Source organism: Legionella feeleii, assembly GCF_001467625.1.
GTDB lineage: Bacteria > Pseudomonadota > Gammaproteobacteria > Legionellales > Legionellaceae > Tatlockia > Tatlockia feeleii.
On sequence record NZ_LNYB01000086.1, the window covers coordinates 7981 to 10640 of the forward strand.

A 2660-nucleotide genomic window follows, 5' to 3' on the forward strand; every position below is an offset into this window, starting at 1 on the left:
TTACTATACATGGCGAATTTCCTTATTTAAAAAATGAAGGGGAGAGGGATCGGCCGCGTTTGTTTTCCTGCGCCTCTTCCAGTTGCTCGGTGAGGGTTTCTATTAACGCATTGGCTTCTCCAAGTTCAGCTTTTAGTGAATTGATTGCAGCGTTATTTTTCGAAGCAAGGAGTGCCATTTGCTCTTTTAGTCCCTTTAACTCTTGTCGTGTTTCTTGTTGCGTAATCTCAAAAGAACTGACTCTTGCCTTCGTTTCTACTAATTCCTTAGACGCTTCCTTTAATCGGGCATCCGATTCCGCCAGCTGGCGCTTTGCCTCTTCAAAAGCAAGTTGCTTCGTCTGTAACTCCTGCTGTAGGCGGTTAATTAGTTCCTGTTGCGCACGGGCTGTTTCTTCTAATCCATCCGAGACAGGGACTATCTGGTCTAGCTGTCTCTGAATCGCTGCACTGTCAGTACCAACTCCCTGCACAATTTCTTGAAGTTCGGTTTGCTGCTGAACCACACCTGTATTAAGCTCTTCTCTGCGCTGCTGAATTCCTTGAACTACTTCATTTAAATGCTGCATCCGCTCTGACTCCTTTTCCTGTTTCTCTTTGGTTAAATTAACTAATAATTCAGTCTGCCGTTTCTCAACCCGACTCGGGTCTATCCAGTCACGTACTCCGTTATATAGATAGGAAGCACCTTGATAACCCACATAGGCCGCTCCTCCCATTCCAAGTCCTTTTACTCCCATAACAGCCCCCGCTGCAATAACTACTGGTATTGGCATTTTATGCTCCGTTTGTGATTAAAAATGAATAAGCAACAGACGGATGCCCGAAAGAATTGGATGTTTCAGTTTGATTGGAATGAGTTAACCAGAGAAGGCTGGTTAATATACGCATGAACAAACTCCGTCTTAGCAAATAAATGATTTTTGCCCTCAACGTCCCTGTTCCTGGCTGCTTTGTAATCGATGGTTTATCCTGAAAGATAAACTTAAATCTCTATAATGGGCGCCATCTTAGCAGCGCCAATCGACCTGTCAATCTACAAATTAAAATAAAGTTGAATCCTGCGGTAGAATAAAAGCAGAGTGATTAAGTGTTACCTAATTTGTTGATTAAATAGGGATTATTGCTATAATCGGCGCGCAGGTAGACCTTTTCTTTAATGTGGTTTCTTCATTTATCCCAATAGCAATGAAGCGATGTGTTTACCTGCGCCATGGAGAGAATCAGTTGGTTTGGCTGGTTGCCAGCCCATCCACTTCCTGTGTCAGCACGTCCCTGTGCTGTTGTCCTTTGACGAACCTTCCTGTTCGAGAACTGGATTAGCAACCACCAATACTCTCAGTCTGCACTTTAATTCATCGCCTGTCATTAAGAGAAACGCGCGATGTTTTGCAAGAAATGTCTTGGAGTTGAGCGCAAGAATTAATCATTCTTAATGACTACGGTTTCTTGAGAGGCCATGACACGCCGTTTAAGTTCAAGTCCTGGCCTAAAAAGGACTTTGTATTTAGAGTCGACCACCGTTTTTTCACCCGTTTTCGGATTATGAGCAGCTCGCGCTGGTTTGTGATGAACTGCAAAAGTACCAAACCCTCTGATTTCAATACGCTGACCGTTTTCCAGCGCTTGGGTCATAGTGGCAAGAATCTGATTAATACCGTCTTCCACTGACTTTTCCGAGAGGTGACTCATCTTTGCAGCAATGAGTTGAATCAATTCTGATTTAATCATTATAAAGTATCCTCATAAAGCGCTTTAATGGCTTGATGAATCACCGCTTGAGAAAACCCACGGCTGGACAGAAAAGTATAGAGTCTTGCTTTGGACTTATCATCCGGCGTTCGGTAGACGGAATAGAGTTTTTTGTGTAAGGCTTCCAGAGCACGCTCGTATTCATCGCCACATTCAACTAAGGTTTGCTCGATAACTTCATCGCTTATGCCTTTCTGTTTTAAGACTGTGCGAATAAAGCGGTTGCCTTTATGACGATAGCGATGGCTTAAGCTTTCCGCCAGGCGATGGTCATTTAGCACATGCAGGTCACGAAGACGTGCGAGTGTTGCCTCAATAGCCTGGTCTAAATCAGGGTGAGCACTGAATTCCCGCTCTAAAAGACGGGTGAGCTCTCGCTCACTTAAGGGGCGTGCGGATAACAGTTTTAATGCGGTATCCAGAAGGGTAGTCATAACTGCACTTGGCCTTTGAAATACTTATCGCCAAAATAATGTCTGAGCTTTAACCGTAAATTCGTTCGCGATAGGCCGAGCATTCTTGCGGCTCTGGATTGGTTGTAAAGACATTTATTCATGATAGTTTGCAATAAAGCACGTTCGACTGTTTCCATAATAAGTCCATACAAGCTAATCCCATCGTGTTTTTCAAATCGCCTAATCTCTGATTCGATAGCTTGAGCGAATGAATTATTCTCCATAAGCGATTGAGACTTAGTTTCAGTGACTGGTGACATACAACTACTCTTGAGTTTCAAAAAATTGTCTGTATTTAACTCATTTTGTTAAAAATCCGCAAGTTAAATTTTTATAATTAATAATACCTTAAGGATGCTCTGCTAGAGTTATGCTCGAATCTGGTGTATGTGAAAAATAAATTAGGTGGCGTATCCTGTTGATTGTTCGCCAAGAACATAATCAACAAAAGGAA

The 2660-nt window shown here is 42.7% G+C and carries 4 protein-coding genes; all 4 read right to left on the minus strand.

The genetic code is table 11. The annotated features are described in order from the left end of the window. Positions 1-22: 22 nt before the first annotated feature. Complete coding sequence (locus Lfee_RS16345) at positions 23-775, minus strand: coiled-coil domain-containing protein (RefSeq protein ID WP_058448070.1); 753 nt, start codon at positions 773-775, stop codon at positions 23-25. A 646-nt stretch (positions 776-1421) separates the two neighbouring features. After that, positions 1422-1730: an HU family DNA-binding protein gene (locus Lfee_RS16350; protein WP_058448071.1), complete on the minus strand. Its 309-nt coding sequence runs from the start codon at positions 1728-1730 to the stop codon at positions 1422-1424. Beyond that, a complete protein-coding gene (locus tag Lfee_RS16355) occupies positions 1730-2185 on the minus strand; it encodes a regulatory protein RecX (RefSeq protein WP_058448072.1) in 456 nt (151 codons plus the stop codon). Before Lfee_RS16355 ends, Lfee_RS16350 begins: the two co-directional genes overlap by 1 nt. Continuing rightward, on the minus strand, positions 2182-2466 hold the full coding sequence (locus tag Lfee_RS16360) for a helix-turn-helix domain-containing protein (RefSeq protein ID WP_058448073.1): 285 nt from the start codon (positions 2464-2466) through the stop codon (positions 2182-2184). The genes Lfee_RS16355 and Lfee_RS16360 overlap by 4 nt, the downstream gene beginning before the upstream one ends. Positions 2467-2660: the final 194 nt, after the last annotated feature.